The sequence below is a fragment of the Halalkalibaculum sp. DA384 genome, from assembly GCF_043951955.1.
GTDB lineage: Bacteria > Bacteroidota > Rhodothermia > Balneolales > Balneolaceae > JAMQKA01.
Window position 1 is genome coordinate 120,168 of record NZ_JBINJE010000003.1, and the last position, 19,192, is coordinate 139,359.

The window sequence follows — 19,192 nt, forward strand, 5'->3', positions numbered from 1 at the left end:
CTTTCTCCTTTGTCCTCTATCCCTTTTATGGGAATAGAATTTTATTCTATAAGTATATTTCTTGCTCAGTAGCAAAAGCCTGGATAATCAACTCATTATTCAAAGTAACCGAGCATTATTGACTGTTCTTTATTTCTGCTGGAAATAACTTTTGGATATGTCAATCCACAATTTTATTGCGGGACTTGACAGTTTTCATTCTTACAACTGAATTTTTTTCAGCAGATTTATAAATAGCTTCCTGTATATTCAGGCTCCGAAGGTAATTTGGCCCATTTGTTTCAAAAGGAGAGTCATTGATTAAACCATTCAAAAAGTGCATCTGCGTAAAGTAGACACTGTCACCGGCAAACCCTTTCCTATGGTGTTCGTATTCCACTGGTTTTACGGGTTCTCCCAATTTCTGTATGGAAAGATTTCCTTTGCCATCTAATCGCAACGTACCTCCATTTCCTTCAACCGTTACTTCCCCAAACGTGTACCTGTTATCGGCATAAATGCTTTCATTGTACCTGTTCCCGTCATACAGCCCCATTGCCCCTGAGCTGAAATTGAACTGCACAATACCGGCATCCTCTCCTTTTATCTCTTTATTAAATTGTTTCAACCGGGCATAAACAGAATCTACCTCTCCGGCTAAATACCGGTAGGTATCGATAAAATGGATGCCCGTTTCGTAGATCAGCAAACGAGGCATTGTTCGGAAATACGGCTGGCGATCCAGGTAGGCATCTTTGCCCCATCCATCTCCGGTACGCATTCTGGAGTACAAGGTGTGAAGGTGCTCTCCTATCTCGCCGGCATCGATCATACGTTTTATCTGCCGGTACCACGGCTGAAAACGCCAATTTTCGTGAACCATAAAACGAATACCGGCTTCTTTTGTATAATCCACTAATGATTTAGCCTCTTCATAGGTAGGCGCCAATGGTTTTTGGCATATGACCGAAACATGTAAATCAGCCGCCAATTTAGTCAGTTCTAAATGAGTTGACGGTGGAGTTATAATATCCACGAAATCAGGTTTTTCTTTATCCAACATTTCACCGGCATTCTTATATACACGCGGGATGCCCCATTTTTCAGCCACTTCTTGGGCCTTATCCTCATTTAGATCACAAATTGCCCTTATATCCACTTCATTGATTCGACTCCATGCGTCATAATGGAATTGGCTGAAGTATCCTGCTCCTACAACTACTCCTTTTATATCATGCATATTTACTGCATTAAATAGTTTCGATTGGTTTATCCGGATTCATAAAAGACCACGCTATTATCGACAGCACGGCAAAAAATGCGGCAAGGTAGAAAAATGTATCTGTTGATCCGGTCAGTGAGGTCAGATAGGGAAATGCCAGAGAAGCGAGGAACGAGCCAAAGAAATTACCGGCCATATTCATTGTTCCGGACACGGTACCCGAGAATTTTTTACCGATATCCACACAAAATGACCATGATGGACTCAGTGTCATGTCGGCACCAAATATTGCAATTGACAGGAAAAGCACGGCTCCACCGGGAGTATCCATCTGCATACTTGCCAATACGCCTACCGCCACAAGTGTAAATCCCATAATGGCCGGAAGTCGGCGGGAAAGCTTCCATTTTCCCTTACGATAGATATAGTCCACCAGGAAGCCGGAAAAAAAGTTGCCGGCCGCCCCTGCCAAAAATGGGGCAGAAGCGTAGAAACCCGTTTCAACCATGGTAAGATCGTAGGTCTGTTTCAGGTAGGGGAACAACCACGAGAGGCAGAAAAAGAAAATGAAATTGCTGCCAAAGTACTGGAACATCGCCAGTATCACATTCCCGGATTTCAACACATTCCAGTACGATAATTTTCCCTCGGCCTCTTCTTTGGTAAGCTTTTGCCTGGTTTCAAGGATATATTGCTTTTCTTCATCACTAATGCCGGGATGGTCCTCCGGGTCATCCCTGAACCACCAGTACCAGAGCAGAGCCCAGAAGAATCCAATAATCCCGAATACGATAAAACTCATGCGCCAGCCAATGGTACTTATCAGCCACGCTACGGCAGGCAGGGCCACGGCAGCTCCTATTCGAGAGCCTGAGAAGTTGATACCCGTCACAATTCCTCTTTCCTTCAGGGGTATCCAGGAGTAGACAGCACGAGACATTCCGGGAAATGCGCCGGCTTCACCAGCCCCAAAAAGGAACCGGGCTACCAACATTGATATAAAATTGTACGCAGCACCCGTTGCTATGGTAAAGGTTGACCATGCTGTTACAATACCCGTCAGCAGTTTCCTCGGGCCGTATCTGTCAGCAACATAACCAGTTGGTACCTGCGCCAGCGAATAGCCAAGAGCAAATATTGCAAAAACCCACCCCATCTGAGTGTCTGTAAACCCCAATGAGTGGGAGATCGACTCTTCTGCGGCAGAAATCATTGCCCTGTCAATGTACAGCAACAGGGACAATGTGAATGTACCAATCACAAATAAAACTCGTTTTTTCATTAGGTCAGATTTTGTTGATTTACATTTTACTTCATTGCCGGTTTTTGAGATAAATGAACTACTTAAAAATGCTGTAATTAAATCTCCTCACCCTTGATGCGTCTCAGCGCATCCACCAAAGCCTCGTCCCCGCCGACATTTCCCGGAAATATGATGTAGGGCATGCCCGGATACTTACTTTCACTGCCCAGCTCCCAGACCGGTATTCCGGGCAGAATCTGTCCCATAATGCGGGCTTTTTTTACATTTAGTGCCTCTGTCGCAATATCGCTGGAGGTAATGCCGCCCTTGGCAATCAAAAAGGAAGGCGTGACAGGTAAAGCGCGTACCAGATCTGAAATAAATGTTGATATCCTCTTGCCGATATCTAAATGTTTGTTAACCTCATCAGTGGTCACTACCTCTCTGCTGGTATAGATGAGCAGATCCTGGTTATCCTCAATGTATCTTTGCGTTGTTTTTACCCATTCTTGCAGCAGTCTTTCCCGATCCTCAGTCTGAAGCAGCTGTTTTACATCAAGTACCTTGTGCCTGATATCAGCCTGCTCTATGAGCTTGTTGAGCTGACGTGTGGTTTTTTCCACAAACGAACCGGCGATAATCAAGCCACCATATCCCGAATGGTAGGCAAGCTCTTCAGCCGATAACAGTGGGCGTTGTTCTATTCCACCCATTGATGCCACAAATGATGCCGCCGTCCTTGCTACAAAGCTGCGTTTACTTTTAAGCAGGGCCAGACAAAACTTGTCGATATCATGATAGCTCAGCGCATCGACAACGAGATAGTTTCCTTTACTTATCAATTGTATCTGGCGGGCAAGGTCTTCTACACTGTTGTTGCGTATCCTGTCAATGGAAAGACAAACTACCTGATCAGATGATACGCGCCCTCCGGTTTTTTCAATAATCCAATCCGATAGATGGGATGATGTGTAACCAAATGTCGGATCCTGCGCGTATTCGGTCTCCCCACAAGGCAGGTAGCGACCATCCTCACCGGCATAATGAACGCCGTTAAACGTAAGCCGCCCCCCCTCAATAAATGCCGGGTGTAATACTTTCAGATCGGGTTCTTTTCCGATGGTCTCAATCAGGGCATCCATCTCCGCCGGGTGATGCCCCCTTAGCGTGGAATCGCTCCGTAATATGACACTATAATCCCGTCCTGTGCTTTCCGAAACAGCCGTTAAATTTCGGGCTATTGTTGCAATGAGATCGCGGGCCTGCTCCGCGTTTAAACTCCGGGAGTTGGTCAACACATAAAAAATGGGTGTTTTCTCCCGGAATAGCTCGGCAAGGAGCTCTTCATCCCACGAGGTAACCACCGGCAGATCGTGCACGGTCTGGGTACCTGTCGGATCGTCATCGAGCACCACCAGCGTGCGATCCAGCTTCTCATTTTCTTTTCGTATTTGCCGAACCAGACGTGAATCCGGGCTATTGGATTGCCATTGCCTTATTTGTTCCTCTATCGTCATCTGATTATTCATCTTCTATTGCAATTACCCTGGCTGGTGCACCGTCGCCGTCTTTTATTTTTAAGGGAAAGGCAAAAAGCGTGCAGGTTTCGCCCTGTATTTTATCTATATTTGTCAGCCCCTCAATAATGATAACTCCACCCTCCATGAGGATCTGGTGGACTCGGGTAACCTCATCCAGGTTATTTACATCGGCCACCGAAGGCGGTTCGACCCCCAGCATTTTTACTCCCTTGTCGACAATCCAGTGGGCCAGCTGTTCTGAAATTCGGGGAAGACCTTTGCGATAACGTTCTTCCCAAACAAATGCCGACCACCCGGTTTGAATCAGCAGGCTGTCCCCGGGTGATATCTGATCTTTTATCGATTCCAGGTCGGAGACCGAAATGAGGTATGAATCTTCTTGGACCGGCAGCCGGAGTATATGAGCATGTCCTATGAACTCGGAGGGTTCAAAATCATCAGTCGTTTGGGAATTAACGCCAAAATGGAGTGGGGCATCCATATGAGTACCGGAGTGTCCGTAGATATGGAGGGTCCGGGCATTCCAGCCGTCTCTTTCAAGTACCCTTGTATTTTCAAAGGATACCCCATCCATGCGCTCATCAAACGTGAGTGTCAAATCTATCAACCGCTTGCCAGTCATTGCTGATCCATATTTTTGATAATTTGTTCAGCCACTTCGTTGGTTTTGGCACTGCCACCCAGATCCCCGGTTTTGATTCCGGACCGGGTTGTTTGCTGAATGGCCTTCACAATTGCATTGGCGGCTTTCTCTTCTCCGAGATGATCCAGCATTAGAGCTCCCGACCAGATGGTACCAATAGGATTTGCTACATTCTGCCCTGCAATATCAGGAGCCGAACCATGGATCGGCTCAAACATGGACGGGTAGTCTTTCTCCGGGTTTATATTTCCGCTGGGCCCCAGGCCAAGACTGCCCATAATAGATCCTCCCAGATCACTCAGGATGTCCCCGATCATATTCGTCGTAAGTATCACGTCAAACACTTCTGGCCTCAATACAAAGGTGGCAGAAGCATTATCCACGTACATCTGGTTGTACTCGACGTCGCTGTACTGCGCTGCTACCTCCGCGATCACCCGGTCCCAATACGCCAGCGTGTTAATGAGCGTGTTCGACTTGGTCACATTGGTAACCTTGTTATTCCGCTTCCGGGCCAGCCTGAATGCGTAATGAGCCACCTGCTCGATCCCCTTGCGCGTAAATACACTCGTATCCGTTGCCAAACCGTGGGGTTCGTCCGGGTGAATGATCTTGCCGTTCTGTACAAACTCCCCTTCATTGTTTTCCCTGATAATCACAAAGTCGATATCGTCAAGCCCCTTGTTTCGCAACGGACTTGCAATGCCGGGCAACAGCTGCACGGGACGAAGATTTACGTATTGCTTGAAATGCGTGCGCACTTTAAAGGTATACATCATGGCCGGAAGGGTATCGTCTACATCCGGCAGACCCACGGCCCCGAAATAGATGGCATCGTACCTTCCGAGTCTTTCCAAACCATCATCCGGCATAAAGTCCCCATGTTTTTTATAGTATCCCGCCCCCCAATCAAATTCATCGACCTCAAGGGCAAAATCGAATTGATCTGCGGCCTTCTGTAGCACGGCAATCCCCGGAGGAATTATTTCACTTCCGATGCCATCACCGTGAACTGCTGCTATTGTGTATTTTTTCATTATTGACGCGTATCATTTTGGGTTTACATTAGCTTTAGGACTGTGAACAGATAACTCCATCTAATTCACTGATTATAACTGGCCTTGCATTAATGAATATCGTATATTGAATTTTGAATACAAAATTTAATTTTGGCAATCAGCTACTCTATGATGGTTGTGATAGAACGATGCTATCGCTTTTGTCTAAACCTTAACAAAATAATTACTAACCATTAGTACCATGATATTCCCCCCCGGTGTTTTAACAGGTAACTCCGTAACCCAACTTTACCAACATGCCAAAGAAAAGGAGTTTGCCATTCCCGCCGTTAATGTGACCGGTACCAATAGCATAAATGCGGCACTTGAGGCAGCCAAATCCGTCAATTCTCCAGTGATCATCCAATTTTCGAATGTCGGGAGTCATTTTTTAGCGGGAAAAGAACTCTTAAACTCCAGCCAGCAGGCCTCTATTGCCGGGAGTGTGGCCGCAGCACGCCATGTTCATGAGGTAGCTGAACTGTACGGAGTTCCGGTTATGTTACATACCGATCACGCCAACCGGGACCTACTCCCCTGGATAGACGGTTTGCTAACTGTCAATCGCAGACATTTCGAACAAACCGGCAGCCCCCTTTTCAGTTCACATATGCTTGATCTATCCACAGAACCTATCGACAAAAATATCGCGACCTGTAAAGAATACTTAAAAAAAATGACCCGGATGGGAATTACTCTTGAAGTAGAACTTGGTGTTACAGGAGGAATAGAAGATGGGTTCGACCATTCTGATGTTGAACAAAACAGTATGTATACTCGACCTGAAGAAATAGTCAGTGCCTACGAACAACTCTCAGAGATTAGTGACAAATTCACTATTGCCGCCTCTTTTGGCAATGTACATGGTGTATATAACCCCGATAACGTCGAACTCAGACCCTTAATACTCAAAGAAGCCCAAGAGATCATTACAAAAAAATTTAACACTGCCAAGAACCCCGCTACCTATGTTTTTCACGGAGGATCAGGGTGTACGCGGGATCAAATTCGGGAAGCGATATCGTACGGCACTGCTAAAATGAATATCAATACCGACCTTCAGTGGGCCTTCTGGGAGAGTATAAAAGATTACTATACCCAGAACGAGGCGTATCTACAGTCGCAAACCGGTAATCCTGACGGGCCAGATAAACCCAACAAACCTTATTATAATCCACAGGTATGGCTCCGAAAAGGAGAAAAGGGTATCGTAAACCGACTTATCAAAACATTTGAGGATCTTAAATGCATAAACCAAAATAGCTGATAATAAAGTAAAGGGTCTTTACTGACGGTTTTCATCAATCTCTTTTTTATGGAAGCCCTCCTCAAATCAACCAACGATACATGGAATAATTAAATATTTTTATTTCTCTTATATTTTACTGCCTGAATTATTACCCAGATAAAAAAATATTCTCGATATCATGCAGATCATTTCATGTCTGCAAAAAATCATAGTCCATTTAAGAAGAGCATTATACCATACATATCATAAATATGAGTACACCACCAGAACACATAGATTTGACCTCCTGGATTCACGAACAATTGAAATCACAAATACTAGAACATAAGCTAAAACCAGGACAAAAAATTGTTCAGGAAGAAATCGCAGAGGAACTTGGTGTAAGCCGCACGCCGTTGCTCAAAGTATTACAGATACTGGAATCAGAATTTTTAGTTGAGAGCATCCCACGCAGAGGATATTATGTCAGGGAAATCAGCACAAAAGAGATGATTGACGTATTTGAGTGCAGAGAGGTTCTTGAAGGGTTGGCAGCTCGTCTTGTAGCTGAAAAAGCAGAGGACTCAGATTTAGAATCGATTAAGAACTGCTTTGTGCCATTTATCGAATCTAATGAACCTATTGAGGAAAAAGAATATGAAAAAGCAGATCAACAATTTCATAGTCTTATTAGCCAGCTATGCGACAATAAAATGCTCTCCCGGCTGGAAATGATTGGCAATGTCCATATACTGGCATACCAGAAAGGGTTACTGCGTCCCCCGGAAGAGACGCTACCGGAGCATAAAAAAATTATACAAGCTCTGCTGAACAGAAATGCCGACGAGGCGGAAAAGGCCATGCGCATCCATATCAGGCGGAGTCGAGAGTCTTTAAAAATTAAATTGAATAACTGAGTCAAAAACTCCAGGTACATGAGGGAGTTAATATCTTACCACAAATCCAGGTTAAAGGAGGCTTAAGGCCTATATCTTATTAGCAATCAAATGGTTTTAAAAACCTAAGGTTACTCCTCAGATGAGAAAACAGTCCTCTGACGAGTAACATCAAGGGCTCTTAAAACTGATTTAATATAACCAATGCATTGAGTCAGAGATAATTCGTATAATCAATGCAGCTCAACAAACTCGACGTCCAGCGTCTCGGTATCAAGGAGTGCAACAGTGGCCTTTTCATCAAACCCGTGGGCCGTACCGGGATTTATAGCCAGCGTATGGTTCACCGTTTTGGTGAAGGCGGTGTGCGTGTGACCGCTAACGACAACATCATACAGACCTGACTTGTATAGCGCCTCCGTAATGCCGGGATATGTGCCGTGGTACACTGCGACGTGCAAAGAGCCGATCTCCAGCTCCATAAACTCCCCCTCCAGGTCGGCATCAATTGCATCAAACTTGTTCATCAGCAGGTACCGGTCCCCGTCGTTATTTCCGAAAATGCCCTTCAGGTTGAGGCCGTTAAAATGGGGAATGGTAAACGGGCTGCAGTAGTCGCCCGCATGCAGTACCAGCTCCACCCCCTTCTCCTCAAAAAGATCAACCGCTTTTTTAATATGGGGTACATGGTCGTGCGTATCTGAAATCAAGCCTGTCAGCATAATAGCATATCTTTTTTATTATCAGTCAGAACAATACTAACGATTTTACCGGAGGCTGTCTATAATTGATCTCATTCAGGTGATGAGCTTTAAAAAAGCATACATCGTTTGGTTGCAGGGTACGGCAACTTCGTGTTTTTGGGCCAGTCGAACGATCGCTCCCGTAAACGCCTCGTACTCCAGCTTTTTTCCACTCTTGCGGTCGTTGTACGTGGAGGTAGTAAATCCTTCCAGCGCTCTGGATTGTTCGATTATGCGCTCCCGGTCCTGCTCGTTCAGTTCAATCCCCTCCCGCTTTGCCACTTGCCGGATCTCGTCAAAGAGGTTGTAGCACAACTGCTCGGACTCGGGCTCCACAAAAAGTTTATCCACCGTTACCTCCCCTACCGCTGTCATCATATTGAAAATGCTGTTCCACGTAAATTTAACCCAGACCTCGTGCCATATGTCATCAGAAATTGTAAACTGGATGTGCGTATTTTCAAACAGTCCTTCCAGGGCCTGCAGGCGGTCCGTTCTGCTTCCATCCGGCTCCCCAACGACCACCGACCCCAGGGAAATATGCCTGATAACACCCGGTTCCGTGATGCTCGCCCCGATGCGGCAGAATCCCTGAATCACGCGATCCGACCCGAACGCCTGTCTCAACTTTTCATAATTTTCGATACCGTTCTGTATAGTCAGAATCTGAGTATGTTCGCTCACCACCGGCTTTAGGTCCTCAATAGCCGCCTCTGTATCGTAAGACTTTACGGTGAACAGCACCAGGTCAGGTGTTCCCGCTTCCGTCGGACTTTCGAAGGCATCCACCTTCACCCTGGCGTCGCCTTCGGGACTTTCGACACGGATGCCGTGGGTTTGAATCGCCTCCAGGTGCGCTCCGCGAGCTATGAATGCCACCTCTGCGTTACTGCTTTGCTGTATGCGAGCTCCAAAATAGGCCCCGACGGCGCCCGCCCCCATGACCATAATTTTTTTATACTCCATATCCGAATATTTTTGAACTTAGCTATTTAATCCTCCTTTGATAAATACATAATTTCCTGGGAATTCTTAAAAAAGAACTTTGCTCTTTACAGTTGCCTGTTTTATCGATCCTGATACTGACAGGCAACCGCAGGTACAGTATGCAGGCGTTAAAAACTTTTATCAAGCAACTCTTCCGCATGGCTTCGATAGTTTTCCTGGGCATCCATCTGCGTTACGGCTTCCAGGTATCGGCGGGCCTTGTCCCTGTTTCCAACCTGCAGGTGACTTCTTCCCAGGTAATAGCCGGCAATAACGTGCTGACTCCGGCTGCCGGGATCGGCCATTGACGCCCCGACCCTGTAAGCAAGCCGTAAGACATCGGCCGCCTCTGAATACTGAAATCGCCGGTAGTGGATGCGCCCCTTCCAGGTCAACAGTTCCTCCTTCAGAACCCCTTCAAACGCAAGCTTTTTCCGATCCCATCGCTTCAAAACTACTTCAATTGCCTGCAGGGCCTTTTCATCTTCGTTCATGCGGAAATAACTCCGAATCAATATGCGGGCGTAATAGTTGTTGTTGGGATAGGCCTGCACCAGCTGCTCCAGGTTTCGGGCTGCCTCGCTGTAATTCTCCTCGTACAGCAAGTTGATATTGGCCAGGAAATACCGTGCCTCGGCCTGTGCAAATATTCCGTGTCGTGCGGCTTCTGCCAGGAACTTCAACCCCTGCTGCTTGTTGCCATCAGGCAGGAACCATGATACGGTTTTTACGACCGGGTAAGCCTCCGGCAAATATTCAGAATAATACAGTTTGAGGCCCTCGGCCAGCTTCAGATCCGGCAGTTCGGGTTGTACCTCCTGTAAATACTGGTAGGCGTTATACGCTTTCCTTGACTGGTTTACACTTGTTATCCAGTTATCACGGTTGGCGTGCTGCCGGGCAATATAGCCGTTGCTGATCGCTTTCATGATCAGGGCATCAGCGTGATTGCTGTCTTTGCTCAGCAGCTGGCTGCTTTGATAATCCACCCGCCCCATCAGGTTGAAAAACTTTTCGTCGTGGGAGCGATCTTCGAGATCGGCCAAAATCTGCCACCAGAGTTCAATTCCGTCAAACAGTGTCCAGAGTGGATGCCCGGGGTACCGCCTTTTCCAGGGCTCGAGCAGGTCGCGGGCCGCCTCCGGGTTAAAATTATAGAGCGAATCGACCGCCTGGCGGGCAACCGGCCTGAACTCGGCATCATTGATCAATTCCGGCGGATGCTGCGCATGGAGGGCTGTCTGCAGACTGGCGACGAGGATAAACGCAATAACAGATAATCTCAGCACGTACACGGTTCGTTTGAAATCGGAATAGTTGCAGATCAGCTTATAAAACGTGCGTCACGTGAAAATCTTATTCCGCCGAGCCGCTACTTCAGATACTCCTCGAACCAGCGGGTGGTGTCATCCAGTATTTCGGCAAACTTTGGGGGAAATTCTTCCTCCTTAAACGGGTGGGCTCCACCAAAGGTATGGCCCGTATTATCCACCAGCTTCAGTTCCTTTTCGCCGGATGGACAGTTGCGGTAAAGTTTTTCAGCTTCGGTGTGCGGGACCGATTCATCATCCCGCGAGTGAATAAAAAGTGCCGGCAGATGCAGGTTGCTGACGCGGTTCAGGGCGATCACGCGGTCAGCATTGTTCACCGCATCCTCATAGACCTCTTTATTGATTCGCATCACCTGGCCGGTGCGCCCGTTCATAATCTCGGTATACCCTTTGTTCTGCCAGTCATTTTTCATCTGCATGCTCCAGCGGGCATTGTAGTCGGCCACCGCCGACCACGTGACCAGGCATGCGATCTCGGGGTACTCGGCAGCTGCCGCAACGGCTGTTTGTCCGCCTCGAGAATGCCCCAGGATGCCGATCGTGTCGGTGTCCAGGATCGCTTTATCGGTTGAAATCCGCTTCCTCTTCAGGGCCTCGATTATAGTGCCCACATCATCCAGGTCCTGGCTGAACGTCTCCCGGGCAAACAGGTCCAGCTGGTCAAACTCGGTCATATTTTCCCCGACCCCGTTCAGTGAAAAGTTGATGGCCACTACGGCAAAACCGGCTCTTGCCAGCTGGTCACAGGCGTCTGGAAAGGGTCCCCAGTCTTTAAACCCTTTAAATCCGTGCAGGAATATAATTACGGGAAACCGTGCGCTTGCGTTGCCCGAAGGGACGTAAAGGTCGTAATAGATCGGCAGACCTTCTGTTGAATCTACCGCTCCTGAAGTTTTTACGATATTACTGAAAGGCATAGATATCTGCTTACTTGCTAAAATTCAACGTATCCAGCTTGACGAGCTTCCGCAGCCCGTTTATTTCTTTCTGTTTCAGATAGCGCCAGCGCCCCATTTTGACCCCTTTGAGGGTCAAACCGGCATATTCTACCCGTTTTAACTTGGTCACTTCGGCACCGAAATATTCAATCATACGGCGGACAAGGCGATTACGGCCTTCAAAGATAGAGAGCAAAATTCCGTTCCTGCCGCGCAACCTGCTGATCCGGTATGCTTCCGCTTTTCCATCTTCCAGCGGTATCCCCCGCACCATTTCGTCCAGCTCATCATCTGTGAGGTACCGGCTGGTTTCCACCTCGTAAGTCTTGCGCACCTGGTAGCTGGGATGCATCAGCCGGTGGGCAAGATCGCCGTCGTTGGTGAGGATCAGCAGCCCCATGGTGTGGCGGTCGAGGCGCCCGACGGGATACACCCGCTTGCCGGTGGCATCCTCAATCTTGTCCATAACCGTAGTACGGTCGCGGGGATCGTCGGTCGTGGTTATGGTATCCTTCGGTTTATTTAGCAGGATATAAACAAACGGCTCAAGACTGAGGGTTTGCCCGTCAACTTCAACTTTGTCTTCACGCGTTACTTTCGTCCCGTGCTCGGTGACAACTTCATCATTTACTTTCACCTTGCCCTGCTCCACATACTCATCGGCATCGCGGCGGGAGCATAATCCCGCATGGGCGATATACTTGTTTATACGGATCTTTTCATCCTTGGCGTAGTCCTGCCGTGCCTCGTTGGGCGTTTGCTTTGGATTCTGCTTATTACTTTTATTGCTTCCAGGTCTTTTTCTTTTACGTCGAGACGACATCTTCTACCTTATCTTTATCACCTGATTGTTCCTGTTCATCTTCATTTTCTCCGTCATGCTCCTCCTGCCCAGCTTCAGGGGCGCCATTGCCCTCGCTGTCCCCGCTCAACTTTTTGACAACATCGATCAGGGAGATATCATCTTCCTCTCCCTGCTGCTTTTCCAGATCTTCGAGCTCAAGTTGCCGATCGATCAAAAACTGCCGGTGTTTCGCCATATCATCATCCTTGAGGATCTCCTCGATCTCCCGCGGCTTGGGCAGCTCATCAATCGAGTTAAGCCCAAAATGCTGCAGAAAGTGCTCCGTCGTTCGGTACAGCAGCGGTTTGCCGGGAGCATCGAGCCGGCCCGAGACCTCGATCAGCACCTTCTCCAGCAGCTGGCGCAGAATATAGCCCGAATCAACCCCGCGGATGTCATCGACTTCCGGCTTGGTAATGGGCTGCTTGTACGCCACAATAGCCAGGGTTTCGATGGCTGACTGCGAAAGCTTGCGATAGGCATTTTCGTGCTGAATGATGCTCAGCCAGGGATCGTACTTTTTGCGTGTGGCAAAGGTAAAGCCTCCCGCCACCCGCTTAATATTGAACGCCAGCCCGTTTTCATCATACCGCTGGTTCAATTTGGATACAAACATTTCGATCGCATCGGGCTCGAGCTCCAGGTTTTCTTCGCCCTGCTGGATCACCTCGCACAGCTTAACGGCCGTGATCGGTTCCGGACTCGAAAAGATAATCGATTCGATAACGGATGACAGTCTTGTTCCATCTATGAACTGGTAATCATTCATTGCAAACGGGAGATTTTAATGCTATTAGGACAAATCCTTCAGTGACTGGCCAAAAATTCGTACAAATTAAGCTCATTTATAATGAAAGAGCTAAAATATTGGTGGTTGGTACAAGATAAAAAAATTTGGCAATCATACCTGCTACCTGACAATAAAAAATCCATCATCCCCCTGCTTTTGGTACAGGGGCATCAATACATAGCCGTCGCACTGCGCGCGGATCTGCCCGTTTCGGTCGCTGGCCAGCCACTCCCCCTTTTTTACCGGCTGAAAGTTGGTATAGCCGGGGCGCATCTCAAAACGGTCTCCGTCCTCGATGATATGCTGGTAGACAAACTCCACCGACGTGGGGAGCTGGTTATTCTGATGAAGCAGATGGCGATTGTACTCTTCATAGTTGGGAATGTTCGCGGCGGGCAGGCACCCGGCGGCTTCCACCAGCAGCATGAGTGCCGCGGTGTTATTGGTGACGGTCAGCTTATTTTGGTGATTCCCGCCCTCCAAGGCAAACGTAATGTAACCCGCATCCTGGAAATAGCGCAGCGCCGTACCCCGCAGGGCCTCTTCAATACCAAAAATCATGGGAACGTGCATGGCAGAAAGAAGCTTCATATGGTTTTCTTTCCGGGCGGTAATAGCAAACATTTCACCCTGTGCGGAAAACGAGTGGACATCCACAAAAATAACCGGGTTGTTGGTTTCTTCCGGAATCTCGCGCTGAATAACCCGCAGCAACTCCTTGATTTCTGCCCGCTCGGTGGATTCCAGCTCTTCCGCCGCGCTGCGCTCAATTTTATCAATAATTGAGGGAAACCAGATCCGGTTCATATCTTCATCCACAAAGCGCACCCCTTCATAAAGGGCGCGTTCATTGGCTCGAATTCCGACCAGTTTCCCTTTAAAATGTTGTTCCTGCCCCGCCAGCCCGGCAAATAAACTTTCGAGCGCGCGCAGACCCGCGGGCTCATTTCCGTGGATACCTGCGATAATAATTATAGTGGGACCATCATCGGCTCCATCAATTCGGCCGACAACGCGTGAACTGGCTTGTGTTGCGGGGGTAGGGTTAATAGTCGAGATCGGACTGTTCATCATTTTTGTTGCTGTTAGCGTGTATGACCCTTAACAAACGGGCGGTAATAGTCATATAGTTTCCTTCGGTGATGATACCTACCAAACGGTTGTTTTTGACGACCGGCAGGCAGCCAATTTGTTGGCTTTCCATGATATCCATCGCCTCAATAATGGAGGCCTCGGGATGAATGGTGATTGGGTTTTTTATCATGATCTCCTCCACCGTCGTCTCCAGCTCCTCATCATGATGCAGGGCATTGTTGTACCGGCGAAAAATATTGCGCATCGTTACCAGTCCAACCAGATGCTTTTTGTCGTCCTCCACAGGGACATACCGTATCCGGCGCCAGTCGATAAGATCGGCGGTAAACTCAATAATATCGTCCCGCTGCACGGTAAATAGATCGGTGGTCATAAACTCTTCGACCAGCAGGCTCGTGGGCTGCCAGTGCTCCAGGTCGTCCATCCGGGCGCGGCCCCACTTGTGAACCGGCTCTCCCTTCTTCTGGTACTTGATCATGGCCGTGGTCATGGCAGCCAGGCTCTGCTCTTTGGAGCTGTTTTCCTTCAGGAGGGAAGCATAATTTTCAATCATCCAATACGACAAGGTTTGGCCGGATTCCGTTCGCTCCTCAATAATCTCCAGGTAGGTATTGATATCGCTGCCGCGAATATTCGCCTTTTCAAGGCCCTCACGGGCGATCGGCAGCAGCTCTTCCGTAATCAAATCAACAGCGTCAATACGCCTGTCATCGATCCACCTGAAATTGGTATCGAGTCCCATTTTGGAAGCTGCAATAAAATTCATCTTGGCCTGGTCAAAGTCCATGACTTCCCTGATATCCGGGTAGTAGTCCTCCATCTTGTTCATTAATCCCAGCCAGAAAGCGGAGTTGGCCACCTCGTCGGTTACGGTGGGACCAGAAGGAAAAACGCGGTTCTCAATCCGCAGGTGCGCTTTGCCGTTGCTTATGCCATAGCACGGCCGGTTCCACCGGTACACCGTGCCGTTGTGAATCTGAAGGGCTGTAAGCAGCGGGGGCTCGCCTTCCGACATCTTTTTCTCCACATCCTCTTCAATCTCCGAGCTCAGCAGCACGCGGTACCGCGCCGTATCCTCCTGGAAAATATCGAGGATGCTGTCACGTACCCACTCATTGCCAAACGTCACCCGCGGGCTGCTGTCGCGCAGGTGATCGCCCACCTGGCGCGTATCCACCGACTGCTGGAACAGGGCGATCCGCGTTTCGCTCCACAGCCGTTTTCCAAACAGAATGGGAGAACCCACCGAACAGGCCAGTACCGGCGCCGTAATCGCCTGGGCGATGTTGTATTTTCGCACAAATTCCTCGGGTGTAACCTGCAGGTGAACCTGGAAGCCGGTATTGCAGGCCTCCAGCAACGGAGAATCAAATTTCATCAGCAGCTCGTCCATCCCCTGGATGCGCAGATCATACTCTTCGCCCCGCAGTTTATTTATCGCCTGGCAGAGGGCCCGGTAGCGCTGCAGCGGCGTCATATTTTTCATGTCCACATCGGCCTTGCGGATGGTCGGCAAAATTCCAGTAAGGATAAGGTCGCTGTTTAACCCCTGGGCGGCCTTGCGCGCGGTCTCAAGCCGTTCAGAAAGATTGTCTTCCATCTCGGAAAGGCACCGCCCCGTAAACTCCAGGGGCTCCAGGTTAATCTCCAGGTTAAACTTGGCAAATTCCGTGGTAAACGAGTCGCTGTCATCCAGTTTTTCCAGCACTTCCATAGAGGTGGGAGAGGCCTTCGCATGCCGGTCGACCAGGCAGAGCTCCTGCTCGGCACCGATGCGGAGCGGATCGGTTTCAAACCAATCGCCCTTCAACATCTTGTCCAGTGCGTGGAGGTCTTTCAGCACATTCTTCATAAACTGCTGAGTCTCCTCCTGGCTGTCAGCCAGCTTTACCCGTTGTTCACCCATAACTCTGCCCTCTTATTAGGAACCGCTTCAATAACAATTGCGCTCTTTAATAATCGAATTTCTTCCGCATATTGCAAACGCCGACATTTTTACTCTATCGCATCAACATCAACATTTATTCGGACGCTGCTGGTTCCCTTTGGTTTTTCCTGGTCATAATAGTCAAACGTACGCTCCAGCAGCTGCTCAATTTCGGAGGTCTTCAACTGCGGATCCAGCTTCAGCATACTCTCCCAGCGCACAAAACCCTGCATCCTGGTGATCGCCGCGGGTGAAGGTCCCAGGACCGGGTATTGTCCCGCGATTTCGCGCAGGCAGCGGGTGAAGGCGTGGGCTACCCTCTCCACCTTTTGGGAATCTCGGCTTTTAAACTGAAATGCCACGATGCGGGAATAGGGAGGATAGTAGAGATCTTTGCGCTTGGCCATCTCCTGCCGGGCAAATTTACGGTGATCGTGCTCCCGCGCGCACTGAATCGCAAAATGATCTGACTGCCAGGTCTGCAGGTACACCTCTCCCTTTTTGTCGGCCCGACCCGACCGTCCCGAAACCTGGCTGAGAAGCTGATACATCCGTTCGGCCGATCGAAACGAGGGGAAGGCCAGCTCGGTATCCGCATTTATGACGCCTACGATGGTAACATTCGGGAAATCGAGCCCTTTGGCCACGAGCTGCGTCCCCACCAGAATATCAATGGCCCCATCTCCAAAACTCGACAAAATCCGTTCATGGCTTCCCTTGCCCGACGTCGTATCGCGATCCATGCGGCTGATGCTCGCATCGGGGAAAAGTTTCTCCAGCTCGTTTTCTACCTGCTGGGTGCCGATACCCTGCTGCTTGATCTCACTGCCGTTGCAGAACCCACACTTGCCGGGAATGCGCTGAGAGTACCCGCAATAGTGGCACCGAAGTGTATCTTGTATTTTGTGATAGGTCAGGCTTACGGAGCAGTTGGGACATTCCGGGATGTGCCCGCAATCGGCACACTGCAGAAAAGAGGAATAGCCGCGCCGGTTATGAAGCAGTATTACCTGTTCCTTCCTTTCCAGTGCTTCTTCAACCGCGTTGAAAAGGGATACCGCCAGCGGTCCTTTCATCGCCGACCGGTACTGCTTCAGGTCAACAACATGGACCTCCGGAAGCGTCGCTCCCTTGTGCCGGCTGGGGAGCGTAAGCATGGTGCTTTTGCCTTTCCGGGCGTTATACAGCACGTTCATGCTCGGCGTGGCCGATCCCATAACCACGGTAGCGTCATTCAGGTAAGCCCGCATAATGGCCACATCGCGACCGTGATAGCGCGGTGCCGGATCGGTTTGCTTGTAGGAGGCGTCATGCTCCTCATCGACGATGATGAGCCCCACCTCCTGGACCGGCGCAAAAATAGCCGACCGGGCCCCGATGGCAATCCGCTTCTCCCCATTTCGAAGATCCTGCCAGGCATTGTAACGCTCGCGGTCGGTAAGCCCGCTGTGGAGCACAGCGATCGTATCACCGAAAATCTGGTAAAACCGTCTTACGGTCTGAGGCGTCAGGCTTATTTCCGGGACCAGTACGATGCCCCCTTTACCCTGTTTCAGCGCCTTTTTAAGGGCATGGATATACACCTCCGTTTTTCCGCTTCCAGTCACTCCATATAACAAAAAGCTGGAAAAATTGCCCTCCTCCAGCGGATTTTCGATCGCCTCAAACGCCTGCTGCTGCTTTTTGTTCAGCTTCTTAATTTTGGACGGATCATGCTCCAAGCCGTCAATGGTGCTCGTTACCTCTACCTCTTCGGCACGAATCAAACCCTCTTCTGCGATCCTGTTCAGCGTATAATATTCCAGCAGCTCATGGTCGGTAAGCTCCTTATTCAACCTGGGCAGATCCAGCTCGCGAAGCTTGTTCAACGCCTGAATCCACTTGTATTCCTTGCCTTCGTCCAGATGCTTTTGAACCAGCCGATCCACCTCTTCCGGGGTGCTTTCAGGGTGCCAATCCCACTGCTTTTCGGTTTGCGGTTTCATCTTCATTACCGGACGCTCCCATACTTCGAGTGTTTCATTCCTGATGAGGCTGTTCAGCGCCCTTTTGTATTTTCCGTTGGACCACCGTTTTTGGGCTTCGTCATGCAGGTATTCCCCGTTCTCACTGATCTCCCGCAGAATTTCCTTTTCCTGTTGGCCCAAACCATCTTCAGAAGAGACATCGCCGGGCTGGAGATATTTTTCAGCATAGAAATTCAGTCCCACCGGAAGGGCCGTCTGAATCACTTCTCCCCATCCACAGTAATAAAACCGGTGAATCCACCGCGTGAGACTGAGCAGTTCGTCGGAAAGAACAGGCGTATCGTCCAGCACTTTTTCGATGGGCCGCGTGCTGAAATCCGGCTTGCGATCGTGGACAGCCACCACCATGCCAATAGACTTGTGCTTTTGCAGGGGGACCCACACGCGGGTGCCCACCTGGAGCTGATCCCGCAGGTGATCCGGTACGCCGTACGTAAAGGGGTGTCGTACGGCCGTGGGGAATACTATTTCCGCAAACTGTGGCAATAATCCGTTATTGAGTTAACATCACAAGTTGCGGACAGCATATCCAATTTGCTTCCCCAAGTCAATACTGCTTTGAAATATCACACAAAAAGCAGGTATAACAGGAGTATCAAAAAGGGAATTACGAATACCAAACCGCCTCTACCGTAACTTTGTTGGGTCATAACAGTGATCTTTTATTTTTCCTGGGACATTAAACCGTCATTTTTAAGTG

Annotated in this window: 16 protein-coding genes; 2 read left to right on the forward strand and 14 right to left on the reverse strand. The window is 49.1% G+C overall.

Features of this window, described 5'->3' with window-relative positions:
* Positions 1-160: 160 nt before the first annotated feature.
* The 5 genes from ACG2E4_RS02910 to ACG2E4_RS02930 all read right to left on the reverse strand — a co-directional run bounded on the left by ACG2E4_RS02910 (position 161) and on the right by ACG2E4_RS02930 (position 5,665).
* Positions 161-1,219 carry a Gfo/Idh/MocA family protein gene (locus ACG2E4_RS02910; protein WP_395275663.1) on the reverse strand — a complete coding sequence of 353 codons (1,059 nt, stop codon included), beginning with the start codon at positions 1,217-1,219 and terminating at the stop codon, positions 161-163.
* Between the two features lie 10 nt (positions 1,220-1,229).
* Positions 1,230-2,483 (reverse strand): MFS transporter, encoded by a 1,254-nt coding sequence (locus ACG2E4_RS02915; RefSeq protein ID WP_395257213.1) that lies wholly within the window; start codon positions 2,481-2,483, stop codon positions 1,230-1,232.
* A 77-nt stretch (positions 2,484-2,560) separates the two neighbouring features.
* Positions 2,561-3,973 (reverse strand): four-carbon acid sugar kinase family protein, encoded by a 1,413-nt coding sequence (locus ACG2E4_RS02920; protein ID WP_395275664.1) that lies wholly within the window; start codon positions 3,971-3,973, stop codon positions 2,561-2,563.
* Positions 3,966-4,607: a cyclase family protein gene (locus ACG2E4_RS02925; protein WP_395275665.1), complete on the reverse strand. Its 642-nt coding sequence runs from the start codon at positions 4,605-4,607 to the stop codon at positions 3,966-3,968. Before ACG2E4_RS02925 ends, ACG2E4_RS02920 begins: the two co-directional genes overlap by 8 nt.
* Positions 4,604-5,665, reverse strand: coding sequence for an isocitrate/isopropylmalate dehydrogenase family protein (locus ACG2E4_RS02930; protein WP_395275666.1), 1,062 nt, complete (start codon positions 5,663-5,665; stop codon positions 4,604-4,606). The genes ACG2E4_RS02925 and ACG2E4_RS02930 overlap by 4 nt, the downstream gene beginning before the upstream one ends.
* Positions 5,666-5,888: 223 nt before the next feature.
* On the opposite strand from ACG2E4_RS02930, the gene fbaA reads away from it, so the two are divergent.
* Both fbaA and ACG2E4_RS02940 read left to right on the forward strand, forming a co-directional pair.
* Positions 5,889-6,953 (forward strand): class II fructose-bisphosphate aldolase, encoded by a 1,065-nt coding sequence (fbaA, locus tag ACG2E4_RS02935; protein ID WP_395275667.1) that lies wholly within the window; start codon positions 5,889-5,891, stop codon positions 6,951-6,953.
* A gap of 233 nt (positions 6,954-7,186) precedes the next feature.
* Complete coding sequence (locus ACG2E4_RS02940) at positions 7,187-7,831, forward strand: GntR family transcriptional regulator (RefSeq protein WP_395257223.1); 645 nt, start codon at positions 7,187-7,189, stop codon at positions 7,829-7,831.
* A gap of 212 nt (positions 7,832-8,043) precedes the next feature.
* Here ACG2E4_RS02940 and ACG2E4_RS02945 read toward each other — a convergent pair whose 3' ends face one another.
* The 9 genes from ACG2E4_RS02945 to priA form a co-directional block, all read right to left on the reverse strand.
* The gene (locus ACG2E4_RS02945) at positions 8,044-8,532 is read right to left on the reverse strand and encodes a metallophosphoesterase (protein ID WP_395257225.1); all 489 of its coding nucleotides are present in this window, start codon (positions 8,530-8,532) and stop codon (positions 8,044-8,046) included.
* Between the two features lie 75 nt (positions 8,533-8,607).
* Positions 8,608-9,519 (reverse strand): ketopantoate reductase family protein, encoded by a 912-nt coding sequence (locus ACG2E4_RS02950; protein WP_395257227.1) that lies wholly within the window; start codon positions 9,517-9,519, stop codon positions 8,608-8,610.
* Between the two features lie 149 nt (positions 9,520-9,668).
* On the reverse strand, positions 9,669-10,829 hold the full coding sequence (locus ACG2E4_RS02955; RefSeq protein ID WP_395275668.1) for a tetratricopeptide repeat protein: 1,161 nt from the start codon (positions 10,827-10,829) through the stop codon (positions 9,669-9,671).
* Positions 10,830-10,912: 83 nt separating this feature from the next.
* Entirely contained in the window at positions 10,913-11,788 is an 876-nt protein-coding gene (locus ACG2E4_RS02960; RefSeq protein ID WP_395275669.1) for an alpha/beta hydrolase family protein, read from the reverse strand.
* 10 nt (positions 11,789-11,798) lie between these two features.
* Positions 11,799-12,632: a pseudouridine synthase gene (locus ACG2E4_RS02965; protein ID WP_395257233.1), complete on the reverse strand. Its 834-nt coding sequence runs from the start codon at positions 12,630-12,632 to the stop codon at positions 11,799-11,801.
* Positions 12,616-13,422, reverse strand: a complete 807-nt coding sequence (gene scpB / locus ACG2E4_RS02970; RefSeq protein ID WP_395257235.1) for an SMC-Scp complex subunit ScpB — start codon at positions 13,420-13,422, stop codon at positions 12,616-12,618. Before scpB ends, ACG2E4_RS02965 begins: the two co-directional genes overlap by 17 nt.
* A 141-nt stretch (positions 13,423-13,563) precedes the next feature.
* The gene (locus ACG2E4_RS02975) at positions 13,564-14,517 is read right to left on the reverse strand and encodes a succinylglutamate desuccinylase/aspartoacylase family protein (protein ID WP_395257237.1); all 954 of its coding nucleotides are present in this window, start codon (positions 14,515-14,517) and stop codon (positions 13,564-13,566) included.
* Positions 14,489-16,444: a glutamate-cysteine ligase family protein gene (locus ACG2E4_RS02980; RefSeq protein WP_395257239.1), complete on the reverse strand. Its 1,956-nt coding sequence runs from the start codon at positions 16,442-16,444 to the stop codon at positions 14,489-14,491. Before ACG2E4_RS02980 ends, ACG2E4_RS02975 begins: the two co-directional genes overlap by 29 nt.
* Before the next feature lie 89 nt (positions 16,445-16,533).
* Entirely contained in the window at positions 16,534-18,978 is a 2,445-nt protein-coding gene (gene priA, locus ACG2E4_RS02985; RefSeq protein ID WP_395257241.1) for a primosomal protein N', read from the reverse strand.
* Between the last annotated feature and the right edge of the window lie 214 nt (positions 18,979-19,192).

Bases quoted from the DNA above. Each gene is read 5' to 3' on its own strand.
- ACG2E4_RS02940 (WP_395257223.1), top strand. From the start codon at position 7,187: ATGAGTACACCACCAGAACACATAGATTTGACCTCCTGGATTCACGAA.
- ACG2E4_RS02960 (WP_395275669.1), bottom strand. From the start codon at position 11,788: ATGCCTTTCAGTAATATCGTAAAAACTTCAGGAGCGGTAGATTCAACA.
- ACG2E4_RS02975 (WP_395257237.1), bottom strand. From the start codon at position 14,517: ATGATGAACAGTCCGATCTCGACTATTAACCCTACCCCCGCAACACAA.
- ACG2E4_RS02965 (WP_395257233.1), bottom strand. From the start codon at position 12,632: ATGTCGTCTCGACGTAAAAGAAAAAGACCTGGAAGCAATAAAAGTAAT.
- fbaA (WP_395275667.1), top strand. From the start codon at position 5,889: ATGATATTCCCCCCCGGTGTTTTAACAGGTAACTCCGTAACCCAACTT.
- ACG2E4_RS02930 (WP_395275666.1), bottom strand. From the start codon at position 5,665: ATGAAAAAATACACAATAGCAGCAGTTCACGGTGATGGCATCGGAAGT.
- scpB (WP_395257235.1), bottom strand. From the start codon at position 13,422: ATGAATGATTACCAGTTCATAGATGGAACAAGACTGTCATCCGTTATC.
- ACG2E4_RS02950 (WP_395257227.1), bottom strand. From the start codon at position 9,519: ATGGAGTATAAAAAAATTATGGTCATGGGGGCGGGCGCCGTCGGGGCC.
- ACG2E4_RS02915 (WP_395257213.1), bottom strand. From the start codon at position 2,483: ATGAAAAAACGAGTTTTATTTGTGATTGGTACATTCACATTGTCCCTG.
- ACG2E4_RS02980 (WP_395257239.1), bottom strand. From the start codon at position 16,444: ATGGGTGAACAACGGGTAAAGCTGGCTGACAGCCAGGAGGAGACTCAG.
- ACG2E4_RS02925 (WP_395275665.1), bottom strand. From the start codon at position 4,607: ATGACTGGCAAGCGGTTGATAGATTTGACACTCACGTTTGATGAGCGC.
- ACG2E4_RS02920 (WP_395275664.1), bottom strand. From the start codon at position 3,973: ATGAATAATCAGATGACGATAGAGGAACAAATAAGGCAATGGCAATCC.
- ACG2E4_RS02945 (WP_395257225.1), bottom strand. From the start codon at position 8,532: ATGCTGACAGGCTTGATTTCAGATACGCACGACCATGTACCCCATATT.
- ACG2E4_RS02910 (WP_395275663.1), bottom strand. From the start codon at position 1,219: ATGCATGATATAAAAGGAGTAGTTGTAGGAGCAGGATACTTCAGCCAA.